22 protein-coding genes are annotated in these 19160 nt (G+C 42.4%); 14 read left to right on the plus strand and 8 right to left on the minus strand.

Annotated elements, in window-relative coordinates:
- Positions 1 to 13 precede the first annotated feature (13 nt).
- The 7 genes from eexS to ACIH2S_RS03365 are packed head-to-tail and all read right to left on the minus strand — an operon-like array spanning position 14 to position 3689.
- Complete coding sequence (gene eexS / locus ACIH2S_RS03335) at positions 14 to 445, minus strand: entry exclusion protein EexS (protein ID WP_024015938.1); 432 nt, start codon at positions 443 to 445, stop codon at positions 14 to 16.
- Positions 446 to 502: 57 nt separating this feature from the next.
- A complete protein-coding gene (locus ACIH2S_RS03340) occupies positions 503 to 1036 on the minus strand; it encodes a FlhC family transcriptional regulator (protein ID WP_000566755.1) in 534 nt (177 codons plus the stop codon).
- Positions 1033 to 1332, minus strand: coding sequence for a flagellar transcriptional regulator FlhD (locus ACIH2S_RS03345; protein WP_000210563.1), 300 nt, complete (start codon positions 1330 to 1332; stop codon positions 1033 to 1035). Before ACIH2S_RS03345 ends, ACIH2S_RS03340 begins: the two co-directional genes overlap by 4 nt.
- Positions 1329 to 1877: a lytic transglycosylase domain-containing protein gene (locus ACIH2S_RS03350; RefSeq protein WP_024015939.1), complete on the minus strand. Its 549-nt coding sequence runs from the start codon at positions 1875 to 1877 to the stop codon at positions 1329 to 1331. Before ACIH2S_RS03350 ends, ACIH2S_RS03345 begins: the two co-directional genes overlap by 4 nt.
- Positions 1864 to 2526 (minus strand): DUF6475 domain-containing protein, encoded by a 663-nt coding sequence (locus ACIH2S_RS03355; RefSeq protein ID WP_024015940.1) that lies wholly within the window; start codon positions 2524 to 2526, stop codon positions 1864 to 1866. Before ACIH2S_RS03355 ends, ACIH2S_RS03350 begins: the two co-directional genes overlap by 14 nt.
- Positions 2513 to 3382, minus strand: a complete 870-nt coding sequence (locus ACIH2S_RS03360) for a hypothetical protein (RefSeq protein WP_024015941.1) — start codon at positions 3380 to 3382, stop codon at positions 2513 to 2515. Before ACIH2S_RS03360 ends, ACIH2S_RS03355 begins: the two co-directional genes overlap by 14 nt.
- Before the next feature lie 55 nt (positions 3383 to 3437).
- On the minus strand, positions 3438 to 3689 hold the full coding sequence (locus ACIH2S_RS03365) for a helix-turn-helix domain-containing protein (RefSeq protein ID WP_024015942.1): 252 nt from the start codon (positions 3687 to 3689) through the stop codon (positions 3438 to 3440).
- Positions 3690 to 3806: 117 nt separating this feature from the next.
- Between ACIH2S_RS03365 and ACIH2S_RS03370 the strand changes: the two genes are divergently transcribed.
- The 12 genes from ACIH2S_RS03370 to deoD all read left to right on the plus strand — a co-directional run bounded on the left by ACIH2S_RS03370 (position 3807) and on the right by deoD (position 16285).
- Entirely contained in the window at positions 3807 to 4454 is a 648-nt protein-coding gene (locus ACIH2S_RS03370; protein ID WP_000854920.1) for a LexA family protein, read from the plus strand.
- A 256-nt stretch (positions 4455 to 4710) separates the two neighbouring features.
- Positions 4711 to 6300: a peptide chain release factor 3 gene (gene prfC, locus ACIH2S_RS03375; protein WP_108479204.1), complete on the plus strand. Its 1590-nt coding sequence runs from the start codon at positions 4711 to 4713 to the stop codon at positions 6298 to 6300.
- 320 nt (positions 6301 to 6620) lie between these two features.
- Positions 6621 to 6737: a Hok/Gef family protein gene (locus ACIH2S_RS03380; protein WP_224061125.1), complete on the plus strand. Its 117-nt coding sequence runs from the start codon at positions 6621 to 6623 to the stop codon at positions 6735 to 6737.
- 395 nt (positions 6738 to 7132) lie between these two features.
- Entirely contained in the window at positions 7133 to 7249 is a 117-nt protein-coding gene (locus ACIH2S_RS03385; protein WP_430248554.1) for a Hok/Gef family protein, read from the plus strand.
- 266 nt (positions 7250 to 7515) lie between these two features.
- Positions 7516 to 7929 carry a BON domain-containing protein gene (locus ACIH2S_RS03390; RefSeq protein WP_036950212.1) on the plus strand — a complete coding sequence of 138 codons (414 nt, stop codon included), beginning with the start codon at positions 7516 to 7518 and terminating at the stop codon, positions 7927 to 7929.
- 142 nt (positions 7930 to 8071) lie between these two features.
- Positions 8072 to 9148, plus strand: a complete 1077-nt coding sequence (locus ACIH2S_RS03395; protein ID WP_036950214.1) for a patatin-like phospholipase family protein — start codon at positions 8072 to 8074, stop codon at positions 9146 to 9148.
- Complete coding sequence (locus tag ACIH2S_RS03400) at positions 9141 to 9926, plus strand: TatD family hydrolase (protein WP_430248118.1); 786 nt, start codon at positions 9141 to 9143, stop codon at positions 9924 to 9926. The genes ACIH2S_RS03395 and ACIH2S_RS03400 overlap by 8 nt, the downstream gene beginning before the upstream one ends.
- A 295-nt stretch (positions 9927 to 10221) precedes the next feature.
- A complete protein-coding gene (locus ACIH2S_RS03405; RefSeq protein WP_036950218.1) occupies positions 10222 to 11517 on the plus strand; it encodes a NupC/NupG family nucleoside CNT transporter in 1296 nt (431 codons plus the stop codon).
- A gap of 460 nt (positions 11518 to 11977) precedes the next feature.
- Positions 11978 to 12757 carry a deoxyribose-phosphate aldolase gene (deoC, locus tag ACIH2S_RS03410; RefSeq protein ID WP_108479208.1) on the plus strand — a complete coding sequence of 260 codons (780 nt, stop codon included), beginning with the start codon at positions 11978 to 11980 and terminating at the stop codon, positions 12755 to 12757.
- Positions 12758 to 12858: 101 nt separating this feature from the next.
- Positions 12859 to 14181 carry a thymidine phosphorylase gene (gene deoA, locus ACIH2S_RS03415; RefSeq protein ID WP_036950222.1) on the plus strand — a complete coding sequence of 441 codons (1323 nt, stop codon included), beginning with the start codon at positions 12859 to 12861 and terminating at the stop codon, positions 14179 to 14181.
- 80 nt (positions 14182 to 14261) lie between these two features.
- Positions 14262 to 15485, plus strand: coding sequence for a phosphopentomutase (gene deoB, locus ACIH2S_RS03420; protein WP_036950225.1), 1224 nt, complete (start codon positions 14262 to 14264; stop codon positions 15483 to 15485).
- 83 nt (positions 15486 to 15568) lie between these two features.
- Positions 15569 to 16285, plus strand: coding sequence for a purine-nucleoside phosphorylase (gene deoD / locus ACIH2S_RS03425; protein ID WP_006657106.1), 717 nt, complete (start codon positions 15569 to 15571; stop codon positions 16283 to 16285).
- Between the two features lie 72 nt (positions 16286 to 16357).
- On the opposite strand, the gene ACIH2S_RS03430 is transcribed toward deoD, so the two are convergent.
- Positions 16358 to 16858, minus strand: a complete 501-nt coding sequence (locus ACIH2S_RS03430; protein ID WP_036950229.1) for a GNAT family N-acetyltransferase — start codon at positions 16856 to 16858, stop codon at positions 16358 to 16360.
- A 213-nt stretch (positions 16859 to 17071) separates the two neighbouring features.
- Here ACIH2S_RS03430 and ACIH2S_RS03435 point away from each other — a divergent pair, with 213 nt between their 5' ends.
- Positions 17072 to 17752, plus strand: coding sequence for a hypothetical protein (locus tag ACIH2S_RS03435; protein WP_196712521.1), 681 nt, complete (start codon positions 17072 to 17074; stop codon positions 17750 to 17752).
- A 107-nt stretch (positions 17753 to 17859) separates the two neighbouring features.
- Complete coding sequence (locus ACIH2S_RS03440) at positions 17860 to 19125, plus strand: hypothetical protein (RefSeq protein ID WP_108479210.1); 1266 nt, start codon at positions 17860 to 17862, stop codon at positions 19123 to 19125.
- Positions 19126 to 19160 lie beyond the last annotated feature (35 nt).

The following is a 19160-nucleotide window of genomic DNA, read 5'->3' on the forward strand; positions in this document are numbered from 1 at the left end:
TGTGGTTGGCTGGCTATTTTTTTGGCTTTTTGGGATACCTTGGATAAAAGCCATCAAAAAACGAATGGAGCTTATACCAATACCATTTTTCTTCAATGCTCAAAGTTCTACCCGAATCTTTAACTTGGCTACTCAAGAATCTAATTCCAGTACAAATAGCTAAGAAAGAGAGTCCCAAACCAACAATTGTCCAACTCGCTTGCCAATATGCGATTGCTACAAGCATAGTGATTATGGCTATAAGTCCGATGGGATTACAGGTCGCTTTGAAACCCAAGTAGCTGAAAAAAACGACGGTGCAGAACAGAAATGGCAAAGCCGCTAACTTGGCAGATGCCGTTAATATTTCTGAAGGAAAGAAATGAGCCGCAGCCAAAGTCGCCAGAAAAAGCCCCAGTGATATAAACCAGCAGCGTGCTGGTAAAGATTTAAGTAAGTTTGTCATCTTCTTAGTACTCTCAAAGTGCACGGGAGGTGCACAATCAAATCATGCATCTGCATGTTAGTTCTCAAAAAGTGCTCTAGTGGTTTGCTCGGCCATAATCTCACACACAGGACATTTAAGCTGAATGCGCTGTTGTGATACCGTCAAATACAGACTGCCGCATCGACACCGGTGTAAGGATGCAAGCTGTGATCTTAAATCACGAGCTAGAACCCAACCTTCATTGATGGTCAGTTTTTTCCAGGGGATCTCAGCTGGAAGATCTGCTTCTTTTCTTGCAACCAAATACGCATCGTAAGCCTTCATCAAAGCATCGATATTTAATTGCTTGTAGACATTATCACCACCAATATTGACATAAAGCGCCATAAGCAGGGAGCCTTCAACTAATGCTCTTCTGCTTTTGACGATGGCATCAGATTCTGGCAATTGACCAGGACAAGGTGACTTGCCAGTCACTTCTTTGTGGAGCCTTCTGATAATGTGGATTGGCAAACCTGTATCGAGCGCGATAATGGTTGTTCGAAATCCGTATTTAATAAGCAGCGAGGCTCGGGTAAATAGCTCACTTTTGGACAGGTTATCAATCATGCATCCCCCTTGTTGTTTAGGGTTGATAATAAATAAGCGATTCTTGGGATACCTGTGCCTTTGCTCTTCACCATCTCAATCAGTTGGCTTTGGTTACCCCTTGGTTGAAACAGCATGAATGATGAGGTCGCCACTCGTTGCAGGTCGTCAACACCAGCATTAATCAGAGCATCAACCACGTCGCGTGTAAGTCCAAAGCGCAAGACGGCCTCTTGCGGATCAATTCGCGCCAATTCTCGTGCTGCGTGTAGGTACGCCAAATTTAATTGATAGAAGTCTTGTTGATTGGTTGTCATTGACGGACCTCCAGTTCATGTAAAATATTGCGATAGATAGAAAGCACTCTTTGCCCATACCAGCGTGCACGCTCTTCGTTCCAACTGTGATAGCGGCCTATGCCAAGCTCTAAATCATTTGGTGAAGACTTGATTGCTTCGGCCAAAATACTTGAGCCGACCGTAAGGTTGGTGATGGGGTCTAGCAGTTCCGCTGCTGAGCTCACCCGATGCCCATGCCAATGCAAATTGATTTGCATAAGGCCAATATCGAGCTGATATTTTTCAGTCTCTTGCAGTGCCTGGTTTAACAGTTGCTCTGCTTCTGTCTTAGATTTGGCGTAGGTTGCGTTTGAACCATTGCGAATTGCGTATGGCCATGGACTGGTCATGTTGAGACCACGATGTGAGGCCGACTCAGCCAAGGCAACGGCGTAGAGCATGACTGGATCAATACCAACGCTATGTGCTGCTTTTTCCCACTGATAGCCCGGAAACGCATAGACTGAAGTGCTTGCGGACATGGCTATCACTAGGGCAATGGTTTTTGCTTTAATCGTTTTCATTTTTGTCCTCTAATTGATTTCCGAGAAGCGCCTGAATGGCTTTCGGGCTTATTCTTTTTAATGGCACTGCGCTAAAGTCGGCGATGCCTCTCGTATAAACTTGTGCCGCTTTTGACCAGTCGCCTACGGCAACCGGCGCTTGCATATCAAATCCTTTTTGCTGGTTCTGATGGTCTGCAATACCCTGTAATAGCCTTGGGTATTCACCCACTTCGTCCCGCAGCAAGTAAGCCTGGTAGCGTGTTAAAAACTCTTTTTGCTTAAAGGGGTATTCCCTGTCATCAACCTTGCAGAGTTCAACCCATCCACCCATGTCTGAAATCACGCGGTGGATAAGCGCATCGTCAAACATCACGGATGTCCAAGCGCCAACCTGACGAACAGCCTTGTCAACTTTGTTCCAAGCAACCATGGCTCTTGAACCTGAGTTGCCGTCGATATGCTTGATGACGTCAGCGGGCTTTGGAAAAAATTGCCCAGTATCCGGTGATTGAATATGCCGAGTCAGACCGATTCGCACTTCTTCAATGCTATAAGCACGAAGGGCTTCAAATGCGATGGATAGCAATTGCGGTGATACGCTTTTGCCATACATGGCCCAAGCTGCTCCCCAAATTTCAGCAAACTCGCGTTTATCAACCTCCTGCACTTGAACGAACCTCCCGAATACCTGGTCCGGCCCAGCTTTCAGCAATGCGGCGATTGCTTTCTTCAATATTCAATTGGTGATTGCTGCCCTTTAGGCTCGTCGATGATTGCTGTACTTCATCAATGCGAACGTACTCGTCTTCCCATTGCCGGTTTAAAAGCCAGTTATGTGGCATAGGGGTCTTAGTCCGATCTTGATACTGCAATCGGTTGTCTCGTTGCTCTTTCCAGCGTGTTAGCACTTCCAAGGCGAGTTCATGGTCTTCATTGAGGCCCATGCGTAGCCATTCTTCTTTGGCTTTCGCTTTTTTTTCTTTGCGTATTTGTACATCCCAGAAGTCTTCAAACTGTATCTGGTCAACAGTTTTAACTGTTGGTTTATTGCTTCTCTCAGAGTCATCCGACCGTTGAGAGTCCCTTACCGGGTTGCCATCAGGCATAAACAATGATGAAAATTCTTCTGGAAGCCGAGCTTGAAAAGCGGCAAGAGATTTCAAAAGCGATGCCATACCAACGAAGTCGGCAGGTACATCTTTAAGCAACCGAAAGGCTGCCTTACCTTGGTTTGGGTTTTCGATTGGGTTGTGCTTCAGAAAGCTTCGAATCAAAGTCCAACCAGATCCCTCGCAACGAATCAGGAACTGATCTTGTTCTAACTCACTTAACGCCTTGGCAACCTGTTGCTCATCCCAGTTCAAGTCAGAAGCAACGTAACCAATCGGCAGTCGAAAGCAGCCAAGCAAATTACAATGTGGGCATGTAAGCAAATACAGTCCTAGCAACTTCGCAGAGTCACTCCAGGACAAAACGTTTTGCTTTAGCCAAAAGCGGGTATAGACCTTGCCATAATCACGCATGGAGGTACTCGCTTCTGTGTTTACGTAAAATGCTGACCATTACTTGCCCTTAATCCTACTGGTTACTGGCTTTCAGCTCGCTTGGGCATTCGGGATAGATGTCCGGTCTTAACTGAGATCGGGTTACCTGTCCTTGCGTAGCTTGTTCGATGGGTAAAACGAATTCAGCGGGAACACGCCCTGATTTATTCAACCAAAACCAGACGTTTTGCTGTTTTGAGTTGATGGCTCTTGCTAATGCTGATTGCCCGCCGACCAAGTCAATGGCACGGCGGAGATGTTTTTGTGTCGTTTTGAACACTTCCATACCGTCTCCTATTACAATAATAACTGTTACAAGATTGAATGTTACAGTTTAAACTGTAGATAAGTCAACAGTTAAAATTGTTGAAAGACTACAGTTTTATTTGTAGAATGCGGGCTTATGAAAACTTTATCCGAACGACTAAACCATGCCTTGCAGCTTACTGGGGTAACTCAGTCTGAGTTGGCTCGTCGCATTGGTATCAAACAGCAGTCGATCAGCCAGATTTGCTCTGGTAAATCGGCTAGGTCTCGTTACACCATGCAGATCGCGGAGGCGCTTCGCGTGAATGCTCATTGGCTCGCCACAGGTGATGGCGAGATTGGCTTGGGGGTCGGTAATGTAGAAGTCGGGCCTGATATTAAGGGAAGAATTCCTCTCATTAACTGGGTTCAGGCCGGTGATTGGACTGAAATAGCGGAGGGATTTGCCCATGAAGATGCTGAGGAGTGGCGTGAAGTCACTGGGAAAGCACATGAGGGTTGTTTCGCACTTCGCGTAAAAGGCGACAGTATGGAAAATCCAAGCGGAAAAAAATCCATACCTGAGGGGGCAGTGATCGTTGTTGATCCTGAGTTACCTTACTCTTCAGGTTCATTGGTTGTTGCGCGTTTGGATGATTCGAAAGAAGCAACCTTTAAGCAGTTGGTTATTGATGGTGAACAGAAGTATCTAAAACCTTTGAACCCGCAATACCCTGCAATACCGATCAACGGCAACTGCACCATCATCGGTGTAGTACGACAAGCTATCATCGATTTCTGGTAGCGAAGGAATTTGTGGTTTAGCCACAGTTGTTCATTAGCTGAAGAAGCAACGATTGCAAACAGCTACAACTGAGCATTGGTGCACGCTGAGAGTAAATGGTAACCGATTAGATAACCATTGATTGTTTATAAAGTCAAGATCAGCGAAAATAGCGGCCAATTACGATTAACACGACGGATTTGACAAGCGAAGAACTGAAAAGAGAGTACTTCCAAAAGTGTGTACAAATCCGTGTACAAACTAAAAGAATTTATACATGGCAAACCAAGATTTTCTTAATGAAATCAATAAGCGAAGGACCTTTGCTATCATCTCTCACCCCGATGCAGGTAAAACCACGATCACTGAAAAAGTATTACTTTTCGGACACGCAATTCAACGCGCGGGAACAGTAAAAGGTCGCGGTTCTAACCAGCATGCCAAATCAGACTGGATGGAAATGGAAAAGCAGCGTGGTATCTCAATCACCACCTCTGTGATGCAATTTCCCTATAATGATTGTTTAGTGAACCTATTAGATACCCCAGGACACGAAGACTTCTCGGAAGATACTTATCGTACACTAACCGCCGTTGACTGTTGCTTAATGGTTATCGACTCCGGTAAAGGGGTTGAAGATCGTACTCGTAAGCTGATGGAAGTTACCCGCCTGCGCGATACACCGATTCTGACCTTTATGAACAAATTGGACCGTGATATTCGCGATCCAATGGAGCTATTAGATGAAGTGGAAAATGAGCTGAAAATTGCTTGTTGCCCAATCACATGGCCGATTGGCTGCGGTAAATTATTCAAAGGTGTTTACCACTTACTGCGTGACGAGACCATTTTGTACCAAACAGGTCAAGGTCACACAATTCAAGAAGTTCGCATCGTTAAAGGGTTAAATAACCCTGAATTAGACGCGGCTGTTGGTGATGAATTAGCTTCTCAGCTTCGCGAAGAGCTGGAGTTAGTTCAAGGGGCTTCCCATGAGTTTGACCACGATGCATTCTTAGCGGGTGAACTGACCCCTGTATTCTTTGGTACCGCCTTAGGTAACTTCGGTGTGGATCATATGCTTGATGGCCTCGTTGAGTGGGCGCCTGCACCGCAGGCACGTAAAACTGATGTGCGTGAAGTGGAAGCCACTGAAGAGAAATTTACCGGCTTCGTTTTCAAAATTCAGGCGAATATGGATCCAAAACACCGTGACCGTGTTGCCTTTATGCGTATCGTCTCGGGTACTTATGAAAAAGGGATGAAGCTACGCCAAGTTCGCATTAAGAAAGACGTGGTGATTTCTGATGCGCTGACCTTTATGGCGGGTGACCGTTCTCAAGTTGAGAATGCGTATGCAGGGGATATCATCGGTTTGCATAACCACGGTACTATTCAGATTGGGGATACTTTCACCCAAGGTGAAGAACTGAAATTTACAGGGATCCCGAACTTTGCTCCTGAATTATTCCGCCGTATTCGTCTGCGTGATCCGCTGAAGCAGAAGCAGCTACTGAAAGGTTTGGTGCAGTTATCCGAAGAGGGTGCTGTGCAGGTCTTCCGTCCATTAATCAATAATGACTTGATTGTGGGGGCGGTAGGGGTGCTCCAGTTTGACGTGGTGGTTTCTCGCTTGAAGAGTGAATATAACGTTGAAGCGATTTATGAAGCGGTTAACGTTTCTACTGCTCGCTGGGTTGAGTGCGATGATGTGAAAAAATTCGAAGAATTTAAGCGCAAAAATGAGCAGAACTTAGCCTTAGATGGTGGTGATAATTTATCGTATATTGCACCAACAATGGTTAATTTGAACTTAACCAGCGAACGTTATCCTGAAGTGAGATTCCGCAAAACGCGCGAACACTAATCATTATCTCTAATTAGTGCATTTATATCGAAATGGTCAACTGAGTTGGCCATTTTTGTTATTTATTCAATTAATCATTAATATTTTCAATGCCATAACTAATCGAATCGATATTTTTTCGCGATAGGTATGCTGCTATGATGGCGGTGGGTGCTTGGATCATTTTGGTTCAAGCAGACATTAAGTTGTGAGACCCAAAAGACGAAAGCCCCGAGTTCCATTAACAGTAACTCGAGGCAGTCTCCAACCCAACAATTGGATTCTGTCTCCTTTTTGTACAGGAGTCAAGAGGAATGACCAAGTTTGCTCTTATCGGGCTAATGACCGTGTGCGCCACGGTATTGTGCCTTTCACTGCTGCTGCGGGACCGACTTTGTTCGGTTAATGTAGTCAGTGGAAACACAATGGTTCAAGCTACTCTGTTATGCGTTGAGTAGTCTGGTGGGGGAGTCATCCCCCACATTTCTCTCTGATTGTGGGTTAGGTGGTACAGGCACCCTTTTTCAAGTCAGATAACCCTTAAAAAATCCCATTTCCTATCGATTAGCTATAATAAATAGCCATTAACGATAGTAATCATTAAAAATGAATTTAATATCATATGGTTAGTTAATTGAATCGATATTTTTTCTCGATGAGCATACTGCTATGATGGCGGTGGGTGCTTGGATCATTTTGGTTCAAGCAGACAACAAGTTGTGAGACCAAAAAGACGAAAGCCCCGAGTTCCATTAACAGTAACTCGAGGCAGTCTCCAACCTAGACAATTGGATTTTGTCTCCTTTTTGTACAGGAGTCAAGAGGAATGACCAAGTTTGCTCTTATCGGGCTAATGACCGTGTGCACCACGGTATTGTGCCTTTCACTGCTGCTGCGGGACCGACTTTGTTCGGTTAATGTAGTCAGTGGAAACACAATGGTTCAAGCTACTCTGTTATGCGTTGAGTAGTCTGGTGGGGGAGTCATCCCCCACATTTCTCTCTGATTGTGGGTTAGGTGATACAGGCACCCTTTTTCTATTTTTCTCATCGATAGATATTAGACAATTATTTTTAATTTCTTATTCAAATCATCTAATTAAGATTAATTATCTCAAAACTGAAAATTACCTTGAGTCATACTCTGTAAGATGAGTTATTTGACTTTATTTTTACCTGTTTTTTACTTAGGCTATGACATTGTTAGTTTATTAATCATACCAAGAGGAAGGTTCCAATGAAAAAGATCGCCGTTTTACGTTCTTTAGGTGTCATTGGATTGAGCTGGGCACTTTTTGCTTGTAGCTCATCATCTGATAGCGCCTTGAAAAAACAAGCTTCAGAAACTTGGGACAGCGCAGCTAAAACTGTTGAAATGGCGGGAAAAGATACAGGTAATGCCATCTCTAGTGGTGTGAAAAGTACCGATACCTATATTGATGATTCGTCCATTACTGCGGATATTAAAAGCAAACTCTTAGGTACCAGTGGGCTCCCAAGTAATAGTGTGTCGGTGAAAACTGTTCAGGGTGTGGTTTACCTCTCTGGTTTTCTCAAATCTAGCGAGCAGATAAATCAAGTTGTACAGATTGCATCGACCGCGAAAGGGGTAAAATCAGTACAGAATGGTTTAGTTCTGACGAACAAGTAATTTCTTTTAAATGGGCTTTCAGCCGAAAGCTCATTTTACTATTTGCTCTCCCTGAGAAAAGCGGTTTAATGAGAATCATTTAATTTAATCATATTTATAATGGGATTGATTAAATACACGTCAATATAGAGAAAGGGTTACTATGGGAAAGCATGTTCCAGTCACTTTAGGCACGATTGAGCCACTCGCGTTTTCTGATGAAATTAACGGAAGAAAAACTGCCCTTATCTGCGAAGGTGGCGGTCAGCGTGGTATTTTTACGGCCGGTGTATTGGATGAATTTCTGATAGAAAACTTTAACCCTTTTGATTTGATGATAGGGACGTCTGCGGGCGCCCAAAATTTATCCGCTTATATTTGTGGTCAAGCAGGATATGCCCGCCGAGTTATTACTCGCTATACCACAAATCTTAATTTTTTTAACCCGCTGAGATTTATTCGTGGAGGAAACTTAATTGACCTTGATTGGTTGATTGAAACGACGGCTAAAGAGTTTCCACTTAATATGGATGCAGGGCTTGAATTATTAGATTCTGGTCGTGAATTCTATATGGGAGCCAGTCGTAGCGATGATTTTTCAGCAGCATTTTTACAGCCTGATGCGGATTCTTGGTTGGATATCATTCGTGCCTCTAGCGCCATTCCAGGATTTTATCGAACTGGCGTAGAGTTTAGCGGCGTGCGATACCACGATGGAGGAATAAGCGCAGCGATCCCTGTCGAGGAAGCTTATCGTCGTGGGGCTGATACGATAGTTGTGATCCGCACTGTACCTTCTCAAATGTACTTTACGCCTGAATGGGTAAAACGAATGACACGCTGGCTGGAAGGTGATAATTCGGCGCTGCAACGCATGGCGGCCATGTTAAAAGTTCACTTGAAGAGTTATCGAAAAACCCAGGAATTTATCGAAAATCCACCCGATGGCGTGCAGATTTTTGAAATATACCCACCAACACCACTGAAAAGCAGTGCTTTAGGCAGTAAAATTAGTGCCTTAAACCAAGATTACCATGTCGGACGGCGCTGTGGGCGTTACTTTATTGCGGCATTAGCTCAACAGTTTGCGAGTAATGATGCTGATTTCGGTCGATTTTCTAAGAACTCGAATTCATTAGAGTTGATGCATATGGAAGATCAGCGAGAGTCTTTATTAGCAGGAAAAACAGTTGAGGCAGCAAGTGCTAGCGCCCTGCAAGGCAATCCTGCTCATGAGTGATAATATTCGATTTATTGACACCCACTGTCATTTTGATTTTCCCCCGTTCAGTGAGGCACTTACAGAAAGTCTAGAAACCGCGAAGCAAGGTGGAATTACGGATATTATTATTCCTGCGGTTAGTCAGGATAACTTTCAACGCATATGGAATTTAGCGCATGAGTATTCTCAACTCCATGCAGCAATGGGATTTCATCCTCTATATTTAAGTCAGTTTCAAGAATCACATTTTGAAAAACTGACGGATTTTCTGATGCGTAAAAACCAGAAGTGCGTGGCGGTAGGAGAGATTGGGCTTGATCTCTATATGGAAGATCCTCAATTTGAAAGGCAGCAAATATTACTTCAACGCCAGTTGAAGCTAGCTAAGCAGTTTGACTTACCCGTTATTCTGCATTCACGAAAAACCCATGACCAGTTGGTTGCGATGTTACGTCGCTATGAAGTCCCCGCACGTGGTGTAGTGCATGGTTTTGCTGGCAGCCTTTCTCAAGCCGAAAGTTTTGTGAAACTGGGGTATTACATTGGTGTTGGCGGGACAATCACTTATGAGCGCGCGAATAAAACCCGCCAAGTTATGGCTCAACTCCCGCTAAGTTGTCTTGTGTTTGAAACCGATGCACCGGATATGCCTGTATCCGGTTTTCAAGGTGAGCCTAATCGGCCTGAGCGTATTCAATGGGTATTTCAATCTTTGTGTGAGCTGCGCCACGAATCTCCGGATGAAATAGCACAACAACTTTACAACAATAGCCGGACGTTATTTAATCTAATTTAGACTATAATTAGTCAATTAATAATTATTTCTTAAGTATTTTATGTAGTTATCCGAGTAAATCCATTCAGCTTTTTACCTCTTCTACTATCGCTTTAGTGCTTTTCCAGACTAAACTGATCTTCTATTGTGATTTTCGTCACAATATTTGAATTTATGTTACTTATTGCACTTTGGATTTGTGATGAATGTTGGGGGTTATTAATGATGACTGGTTATAATCATCGAACTAAGATTCGTGGAATCTTGCGAGTTTCTTTATACATTAACCTAGAATTAAGTGAACAGGGATACTTCCATGCAACTCATTTTGAGTATTGTTGGGATGGCGGTGCTTATTGCGATAGCCGTTCTCTTCTCCAGCAATCGTCGCGCAATTAGACTTCGTACAGTCGGCGGTGCTTTTTTAATCCAAGTCGCTATCGGCGCATTCGTTCTATACTCCCCAGCGGGACGTAGCGTTTTACAAGGCATGTCCGACGGTGTTTCTAAAGTTATCGGTTACGGTCAAGATGGGATGAGCTTCATCTTTGGTGGTCTAGTTTCCGACAAAATGTTTGAATTATTTGGCGGCGGCGGCTTTATCTTTGCTTTCCGTGTATTGCCGATCATCGTCTTCTTCTCATCTCTGATTGCAGTCCTGTATTATCTCGGCATCATGCAACTGGTCATCAAAATTCTAGGTGGTGGTCTGCAAAAAGTACTGGGAACGTCAAGAACCGAATCACTGTCTGCAACCGCGAATATTTTCGTCGGTCAAACTGAAGCGCCTCTGGTTGTTCGTCCCTATATTTCTACCATGACTAACTCTGAGCTGTTTGCCATCATGTGTGGTGGTTTAGCGTCTGTAGCGGGTTCAGTATTAGCGGGTTATGCGCAAATGGGTGTTCCAATGGAATATCTGATTGCGGCATCCTTCATGGCGGCACCGGGTGGATTACTGTTTGCTAAGTTAATGGTTCCTGAAACTGAAGTTGCTAAAGATGATGTGGATGCTAAAGATTTAGTGGCAGAAGAAGATCGCCCAGCGAACATCATCGATGCAGCCGCATCTGGTGCAGCATCCGGTATGCAACTGGCTCTGAACGTGGGGGCAATGTTACTGGCGTTCATCGCATTAATTGCATTAATTAACGGTATTTTAAGTGGCGTGGGTGGCTGGTTTGACTATCCGCAATTATCCCTCGAATTATTACTAGGTTGGGTATTTGCCCCAATCGCATACCTGATTGGTGTGCCGTGGAGCGAAGCGACAATTGCCGGTTCTTTCATCGGGCAAAAAGTGGTTGTAAACGAATTCGTTGCTTTCATGAACTTCGGCGAATATATGAAAGCAGATGCGGATGTGATTGCGGCGGGCAAACAAGTTCTGTCTGATCACACTAAAGCGATTATTTCCTTCGCGCTGTGTGGTTTTGCGAACTTATCTTCTGTGGCAATTTTGCTGGGCGGCTTAGGTGGAATGGCACCAAATCGCCGTAGTGATGTGGCTCGTTTAGGTATGAAAGCTGTTATGGCGGGTACACTCTCTAACTTAATGAGTGCAACGATTGCTGGCTTCTTCTTAACATTAGCTGCAATGACCGCAATGTAATCCCCCTGTTTGTGTAGCGGAAAGGCGATTGGTCTTTCCGCTGTCATTTTCTTCTGCGATATTCTTTTTCTGGTTTTTATCGTAACTCTTACTTTTTCAACTATTCTTAACGTAATCAATTTAAGACGAGAAGGCTGCAGCCTGTATAATGGCTGACAAAGAGTGAGCAATTACCTATGGAATTGTGATATCGTTCACGAATATATATTTAATAATGTAACGTTCAGTCGATAAATGTGATTTGTAGCGCATAAAATACCCCAGTTACGTGGTCAAATAGGTAACAGTAAGTTGCCACGGAACTGATAGTTCATAGAGTCAACTGGCTCTAGGGCATCGTGCGGTGAGATGGATCTCAGCTGCTGAGTTTGGAAAACCTAACTAGCATCTTTATGGAACAAGCCCGCTCGCCAACAAAGAACGTATCGTTCTGAAAGAATTAACATCGTTGGAGAGTTATATGACTGATTTAAAAGCAGCAGCGCAACGCGCACTGACCCTGATGGATTTAACCACGTTAAATGACGACGACACTGACGCAAAAGTGATCGCCTTATGTCACCAGGCAAAAAGCCCAGCAGGTCACACCGCTGCTATCTGTATTTATCCTCGTTTTATTCCTATCGCACGTAAAACTTTACGTGAGCAAGGAACGCCAGATATCCGCATTGCAACCGTCACCAACTTCCCACATGGTAATGATGATATAGAGATTGCTTTAGCAGAAACTAAAGCTGCCATTGCTTATGGTGCGGATGAAGTTGACGTTGTATTCCCATACCGTGCACTGATGGCTGGTAATGAAAAAATCGGTTTCGATTTAGTGAAAGCATGTAAGGATGCTTGTGCGGCTGCAAATGTATTACTTAAAGTGATCATTGAAACTGGCGAACTAAAAGATGCCGCTTTAATCCGTAAAGCGTCTGAAATTTCAATTAATGCAGGTGCTGATTTTATTAAGACATCTACAGGTAAAGTGCCTGTGAATGCCACTTTAGAAAGCGCAGAAATCATGATGCAAGTCATTCATGATATGGGCGTTGCGAAAAGTGTTGGTTTCAAACCTGCTGGCGGCGTTCGTACCGCTGAAGAAGCAGCACAATATTTAGCCTTAGCAAGCAAAATCTTAGGCGATAACTGGGCTGATGCTCGCCATTTCCGTTTCGGCGCATCTAGCTTATTAGCGAATTTATTAAATACGCTGGGATTTGACGTTAAAAAATCTTCCAGCAGCTATTAATAATCGCAATTATTAGTGACATCAGACTGTTGCCCAATCTCACTTGGGCAACAGCCGTGACTATTTAGCCGAAGAATTCGATGTGAATTAAGGAGCCTATTGTGTTTCTCGCTCAAGAAATTATTCGTAAAAAACGTGACGGCAAACCATTAAGCGAAGAAGAGATCCGCTTCTTCATCAATGGTGTGCGTGATAACACGGTTTCTGAAGGTCAGATTGCAGCCCTAGCAATGACCATCTATTTCAATGATATGACAACCCCAGAACGTGTTGCGCTAACGCTAGCGATGCGTGACTCAGGTACCGTATTAAATTGGAAATCACTGAATCTTAATGGCCCACTCGTGGATAAACACTCCACCGGTGGCGTGGGTGACGTGACTTCACTCATGTTGGGACCTATGGTTGCTGCATGTGGTGGTTATGTTCCGATGATTTCCGGTCGCGGCTTAGGTCACACCGGTGGAACACTTGATAAGCTCGAAGCTATTCCTGGGTTTGATATTTTCCCTGACGATGAGCGTTTCCGCGACATTATCAAAAATGTCGGCGTGGCGATTATTGGTCAAACCAACTCATTAGCGCCTGCTGACAAGCGTTTCTATGCGACTCGCGATATCACGGCGACTGTGGATTCTATTCCGCTTATCACCGCGTCTATCTTAGGTAAAAAATTAGCCGAAGGGTTAGATGCGTTAGTGATGGACGTTAAAGTGGGTTCTGGTGCATTTATGCCAACCTACGAAAAATCAGAGCAACTGGCTGAATCTATCGTGCAAGTCGCCAATGGAGCAGGCTGCAATACCACCGCATTATTAACTGACATGAACGAGGTACTGGCATCTAGCGCCGGTAATGCCGTTGAAGTCCGCGAAGCCGTGCAGTTCTTGACGGGCGAATACCGTAACCCACGTTTGTTCGAAGTCACCATGGCGTTGTGTGTGGAAATGCTAGTGTCAGGTAAGTTGGCGTCGGATCGTGACGATGCGCGTCAGAAATTACAAGCGGTGCTGGATAACGGTAAAGCGGCTGAAGTGTTTGGACGTATGGTCGCAGCACAAAAAGGGCCAAAAGATTTTGTTGAGAATTACAGCAAATATCTGCCAACAGCTGTCCTCAGTAAAGCCGTTTACGCGCCTCAAGCGGGAATTATCACACAAATGGACACACGAGCACTGGGTATGTCTGTGGTAACGTTAGGGGGTGGTCGTCGTAAAGCTTCAGATTCTATCGATTACAGCGTTGGTTTAAGTGATATCGCAGCATTAGGTAGCAAAGTTGATACCCAAACTCCACTTGCGATCATTCATGCCAATAGCGAAAAATCATGGGAAGAGGCGGCGAAAGAAGTTCGCGCTGCTATGATTATTGGGGATAAAGCCCCAGAAGCGACACCAATGGTCTATCGTCAAATTAGTGAATAAACCGATATCCGCATCTTTCACAGAAGGGTGCGGGTTAGATGACGCGATGAACAGATAAGCTGTATCGCAGGAGAATAAATATGAAACGCACATTTATCATGGTACTGGATTCCTTCGGGATCGGCGCTGCAGGTGATGCCCACAAATTCGGCGACGAAGGTTCGAACACTCTGGGTCATATCGCAGAAGCTTGTGCTCGCGGGGAAGCAGACAAAGGTCGTAAAGGTCCATTACACCTGCCGAACTTAACAAAATTAGGTTTAGGAAAAGCAGGGGAAGAATCAAGCGGAAAATTCCCTGCGGGTCTGGATCCAAATGCAGAAATTATCGGTGCATATGGTTATGCAAGCGAGTTATCTTCAGGTAAAGACACGCCGTCTGGTCACTGGGAAATTGCGGGCGTTCCTGTTCTATTCGATTGGGGCTATTTCGAAAAACACGAAAACAGTTTCCCACAAGAATTGCTGGATACACTGGTAGAAAAAGCCAACTTACCGGGTTACTTAGGTAACTGCCATTCATCGGGTACGGTCATTCTGGACCAATTGGGTGAAGAGCACATGAAAACTGGCAAGCCAATTTTCTATACCTCTGCGGACTCTGTATTCCAAATCGCGTGCCATGAAGAGACTTACGGCTTAGACAAATTGTATGAGCTGTGTGAAATTGCCCGTGAAGAGTTAACCAAAGGTGGTTACAACATCGGTCGTGTCATTGCGCGTCCATTTGTTGGCGACAAAGCGGGTCACTTTGAGCGTACGGGGAACCGTCATGACTTAGCGGTAGAGCCACCAGCGCCAACCGTTCTGCAAAAATTAGTGGAAGAAAAACAAGGTGAAGTGGTATCTATCGGTAAAATTGCCGATATCTACGCACACGTTGGTATCACCAAAAAAATCAAAGCAACAGGTATTAATGCTCTGTTTGACGCAACCTTAGAAGAGATGAAAATCGCGGGTGATGACACCATCGTTTTCACTAACTTTGTAGATTTTGACTCTGCATACGGTCACCGTCGTGATGTTGCTGGTTATGCCGCAGCATTAGAATTATTCGATAGCCGCTTACCTGAAATGCTGAAACTGGTTAAAGAAGACGACATTCTGATCTTAACCGCTGACCACGGCTGCGACCCAACTTGGCCAGGCACAGACCACACTCGTGAACACATCCCAGTGCTGGTTTACGGACCAAAAGTTAAACCTGGTTCTTTAGGTCACCGTGAAACGTTCGCGGATATTGGTCAGACAGTCGCGAATTATTTTGATTTATCACCGATGGAATACGGTAAGCCGATGTTTTAAGCTTGCGACAGGGTGATTTGAAAATAAGGCAGGAAACTGCCTTATTTATTGTGCACAATTTTAATGATTAAAAGGGAATACGAATGGCTACTCCACATATTAATGCAGAAATGGGTGATTTCGCAGACGTCGTACTGATGCCGGGTGACCCACTGCGCGCGAAGTACATTGCAGAAACTTTCCTTCAAGATGTTCGCCAAGTGAATAACGTACGCGGTATGTTAGGTTTCACAGGGACTTATAAAGGTCGTAAAATTTCCGTTATGGGTCATGGAATGGGTATTCCTTCATGCTCCATCTATGCAAAAGAGTTGATCACTGATTTTGGCGTTAAAACGCTGATCCGTGTTGGTTCATGTGGCGCAGTCATGGATGACGTGAAACTGCGTGACGTGGTTATCGGTATGGGCGCATGCACAGACTCTAAAGTGAACCGTCAGCGTTTCAAAGACCATGATTTTGCGGCAATTGCAGATTATGACTTAGTGCATAACGCTGTTGAAGCGGCAAAAGCGCGTAACGTAAACGTTCGTGTTGGTAACCTGTTCTCTGCGGATCTGTTCTATTCTCCAGATCCAGACATGTTTAAAGTGATGGAAAAATACGGCATCCTTGGTGTGGAAATGGAAGCTGCTGGTATCTACGGTGTGGCTGCTGAGTTTGGTGCCCGCGCACTGACTATTTGTACCGTTTCTGATCACATCAAAACTGGCGAACAAACAACCTCAGAAGAGCGTCAAACCACGTTCAATGAAATGATTGAAATTGCACTGGATTCAGTTCTGTTAGGCGATAAATAATCGTTGATTAGCGCTCTAATCTGAATACAAAAATGCCACTTTAAACGTGGCATTTTTGATTTATAAATCTGCTTAAATTTTTGATTTAATTCGACTCATCACAATAGCATCCACATACTCACCATCACGAAAAGCATAATCGCGTAAAATCCCCTCTTGCTTGAAGCCAAATTTCTCATATAGACCCAAGCCGCTACCATTAGAGGCAAAGACTTCTAATTCAATGCGGTGAACATTCAGCCAATTGTCACAATAATCCACCATAACTTGCATTAATTTCGAACCAATTCCTTTGCCTTGATAAGCCTGACTCACGGTAATACCGAAACTCGCCACATGTCGGCGGCGTATTTGAGCTGGTTGATGCACGACAAGTAACCCAACCACTGCGTTATCGAGTGTGGCGACAAATTGAGTCACCAGCGGATCGTTGGCTCCCAGTCGTGCTTCCCAGGTTTTTTCAGTGGGATAAGGCAATTGCAAAGTGTTGGCATAAGCGGAGTAATCCGCGTGCATTTGTGTGATAGCGTGGACATCGTCCAAGGTGGCTCTACGTATTATTACGTTGTTCACAAATTTTTCCTTTTATTATCGTTTTTTAGAAGAATATTAATCACATTAAAAGCAATGTATGTCAACGAAGTAAATGATTTATCTCCTTGGATTAATATAAGAAATATTAATTTTTATATGGGAAATATATAAGTGGCGATATTTGATATCGTTGAGGAATTTAAAAAAATATTATTATTTCTATTTTATGTCATTTAAATTAAGGAAGTGAGTATGTCTCTTATTGAACATAGTTCAGTTAAAAACAACAACAATATTTCCCTGGAAAAGTTGATGAATTATGATATTCAGCAAAATCCTGGGTTCAAAAATGCATTGAATGCAAAGATTGGATGCTTTATTTTATCTATTAAAAATAATCTTGATTCAATCAGTGAAATGGTTTTCCGTAAAAAAATAATTAGAAGCTATCATTCAGTTATTGAAGCCATTGAATTTAAGTCAGCGAATAATGATATTTCAGGAAAGTCACTAAGAAAAATAGAGCGTAAAGTTATAGAAATTAATAAAAAATACTCTTTCCTAGATAGTGTGGATATTAAACAAGCAATCATATCTAAAACGAGAGAAGCTAATAAACCTGTACGTGATAAAATTAGCGATATGCTTGATCGTAAATTTGGAATTAATATTTATTATAATAAAGAGCATCCTAGTGCTGAAATGAACTTAGCTGAAAATAAAAGATATATTCTCAGTAAAAATATTGACATTCTTCCTTCGATTGAGGAAGTTGATGAGGAAGAAGGTAATGAAAATAATGCTTTCATTTTTGAAGGTGAAAGAAATGGAATAACTAAAGATCTTTCTAACTTGCATGAGAATTATAGCGATAAAATTAATGAATTATATTTCCATGATCGTTTTATAGTTATGAAAAGCTTAATTAAATAATTTTTAATAAAGTAATTTTACCATTTTCAATAGAGCTTGTTTCTTAATTAAGACCAAGGATAAGCTCTTTTTTAAAGCTAAACTAGTTTATACAAAAAGGAATATATATGAGAATTTTTCAAACTAAACTGCAAGATTCTATATTAATGAATTATTCATTAAGCGATATGGTAAGGGAAATAGTCAAAAAACCAACAGTTTTCAAAGGGAGAAGTTATATTATCATCAATAAAATAAAAACAATTAAAAACAATAGCACGAATGGTTTGAAAGAAATAAATGAAGCATGGGATATTGCTAAGAATGGGAGTAAGGAAGCGCAAAGAAAAACTAACAAGTACTTTATGGAAGGAACGAAAGCAAGTGAAAATTATTTTCTTAAGCCTACTGAACAGCCACTTTCTACTCAAGAAGTAAAAATAGAGAAAAGAAAAAATATTCTTGATAAAGAGGTTGCTCGAAAAGCATGTGATGATGATTTTTCTAATCATTCAATTAAAAAAATTACGCCAATAGAGGGTGATGCTAAAAATGATGTCACTATCGAAAAGATGGGACCTTGTGAAGGTGTGATTGATAAACCGAAGAATGAAGTCGTTGGTGAGAAGGCAAATAGCTTTACCAGAGGGTTCTCAATAATAAAAAATAAATTAAATCATCAGAATTCAAGTGAAAATGAACCTAAACCTCAAAGAATTCTTCCTAGTGATACGATAGAGGAAGCAATTAAAAAAAAAGTGGCTTTTAATGGGATTTCGGATAGGTCATTAAACTTAATTAAGTCTAAAATTAAAGCGAAATTTAATGAGTTAAAGTCAAGTAAAACTCCCGAACTCTTTGAAAGAGAAATGTTTAATGCACAGGGAGTACTAAAAAAATACGATAATGAATTAGTTTGTGGAAAAATTAATAATATTATTAATAAATATTTGGATAAACATGAAATCCATATTAGAGAAAGTAAAAGTCCAATAAGTCGAGTCTGGTATGCAATAAATTCCGTAAATTCATTACAAGATATTACACCACGTAAGTTAAATGAGTTTAAAATGGCAATCACAGATTACTTGAAAGAAGAACCAATTGAAAATATTGAAAAGTATTCATCCGAATTAATGCAGAAAATATCAAATTATACACATAAAAATATTGTTGAGCAGGTTAATGATTTCATAACGGCTTATTCGGGAGGTAGAGTAAACGAATTGAAGGGATATGAAAAAATCAGTGTTGAAAGTAAATCCGAGTTATTGAAACCTAAAGAAAATATCGATGCAGAAGAGTTAATGAAGAGTTTAAGTTTAAAAAAGATAATTTCACATGTGTTCAAGAGAGTAATTAATAATGTACGAAGATTTTTTTCCAAAAATTAATTATGAATTTTATTTTTTTAAGAATACGGTGAAAA

It is taken from the genome of Providencia lanzhouensis, assembly GCF_050469745.1.
In the GTDB taxonomy this organism is placed as follows: domain Bacteria; phylum Pseudomonadota; class Gammaproteobacteria; order Enterobacterales; family Enterobacteriaceae; genus Providencia; species Providencia lanzhouensis.

Bases quoted from the DNA above. Each gene is read 5' to 3' on its own strand.
- ACIH2S_RS03435 (WP_196712521.1), top strand. From the start codon at position 17,072: ATGTCTCTTATTGAACATAGTTCAGTTAAAAACAACAACAATATTTCC.
- ACIH2S_RS03390 (WP_036950212.1), top strand. From the start codon at position 7,516: ATGAAAAAGATCGCCGTTTTACGTTCTTTAGGTGTCATTGGATTGAGC.
- ACIH2S_RS03360 (WP_024015941.1), bottom strand. From the start codon at position 3,382: ATGCGTGATTATGGCAAGGTCTATACCCGCTTTTGGCTAAAGCAAAAC.
- ACIH2S_RS03350 (WP_024015939.1), bottom strand. From the start codon at position 1,877: ATGAAAACGATTAAAGCAAAAACCATTGCCCTAGTGATAGCCATGTCC.
- ACIH2S_RS03340 (WP_000566755.1), bottom strand. From the start codon at position 1,036: ATGATTGATAACCTGTCCAAAAGTGAGCTATTTACCCGAGCCTCGCTG.
- deoD (WP_006657106.1), top strand. From the start codon at position 15,569: ATGGCTACTCCACATATTAATGCAGAAATGGGTGATTTCGCAGACGTC.
- ACIH2S_RS03440 (WP_108479210.1), top strand. From the start codon at position 17,860: ATGAGAATTTTTCAAACTAAACTGCAAGATTCTATATTAATGAATTAT.
- deoC (WP_108479208.1), top strand. From the start codon at position 11,978: ATGACTGATTTAAAAGCAGCAGCGCAACGCGCACTGACCCTGATGGAT.
- ACIH2S_RS03380 (WP_224061125.1), top strand. From the start codon at position 6,621: ATGACCGTGTGCGCCACGGTATTGTGCCTTTCACTGCTGCTGCGGGAC.
- deoB (WP_036950225.1), top strand. From the start codon at position 14,262: ATGAAACGCACATTTATCATGGTACTGGATTCCTTCGGGATCGGCGCT.
- eexS (WP_024015938.1), bottom strand. From the start codon at position 445: ATGACAAACTTACTTAAATCTTTACCAGCACGCTGCTGGTTTATATCA.
- ACIH2S_RS03370 (WP_000854920.1), top strand. From the start codon at position 3,807: ATGAAAACTTTATCCGAACGACTAAACCATGCCTTGCAGCTTACTGGG.
- ACIH2S_RS03345 (WP_000210563.1), bottom strand. From the start codon at position 1,332: ATGACAACCAATCAACAAGACTTCTATCAATTAAATTTGGCGTACCTA.
- ACIH2S_RS03385 (WP_430248554.1), top strand. From the start codon at position 7,133: ATGACCGTGTGCACCACGGTATTGTGCCTTTCACTGCTGCTGCGGGAC.
- ACIH2S_RS03365 (WP_024015942.1), bottom strand. From the start codon at position 3,689: ATGGAAGTGTTCAAAACGACACAAAAACATCTCCGCCGTGCCATTGAC.
- ACIH2S_RS03395 (WP_036950214.1), top strand. From the start codon at position 8,072: ATGGGAAAGCATGTTCCAGTCACTTTAGGCACGATTGAGCCACTCGCG.
- ACIH2S_RS03405 (WP_036950218.1), top strand. From the start codon at position 10,222: ATGCAACTCATTTTGAGTATTGTTGGGATGGCGGTGCTTATTGCGATA.
- ACIH2S_RS03400 (WP_430248118.1), top strand. From the start codon at position 9,141: ATGAGTGATAATATTCGATTTATTGACACCCACTGTCATTTTGATTTT.
- prfC (WP_108479204.1), top strand. From the start codon at position 4,711: ATGGCAAACCAAGATTTTCTTAATGAAATCAATAAGCGAAGGACCTTT.